The 473-nt window shown below is 62.2% G+C and carries 1 pseudogene; it reads right to left on the reverse strand.

What is annotated here, in order from left to right:
• Positions 1 to 62 precede the first annotated feature (62 nt).
• Positions 63 to 473: pseudogene (locus VSR34_RS38405) on the reverse strand (valine--tRNA ligase); the annotation flags it as partial.

Raw genomic sequence — 473 nt, forward strand, 5'->3', positions numbered from 1 at the left:
GTGAATACCCTGAGTCCTCTGGTTAAATCCTTGCCCGCCTTTGAGGTGGGCGGGCGCGTCGATCAGGCCGGCAAGCGGGCCAATTGGGCTTTCAGCTTACCGACGGTGGCTTCGAACTCGGCAAGGCGTTTCTGTTCCTGTTCCACGACCGCCGCCGGCGCCTTCGCAACGAACGCCTGATTCTGCAGCTTGCCGTTGCATTTGACGATTTCGGCGCTCAACCGCGTGATCTCTTTCGACAGCCGTTCGCGTTCGACCGCAGCGTCGATTTCGACCTTCAACACAAGCTTGTCGGTTCCTACGATAGCAATCGGCGCGCCATCCGCCTGGGCGTCGAGCGCGGCCTCGTCGGCGATGATCTGCACTTCGGACAGACGCGCCAGCGCTTGAGCGTAAGGCGCGAACGTGCGAAGGCGCTCCGCATTGCCGGTGGCGAGCAACGGCACCTTGACCGCCGGCGACAGGTTCATTTC

The organism is Paraburkholderia sp. JHI2823, from assembly GCF_038900695.1.
GTDB classification, from domain to species: domain Bacteria; phylum Pseudomonadota; class Gammaproteobacteria; order Burkholderiales; family Burkholderiaceae; genus Paraburkholderia; species Paraburkholderia mimosarum.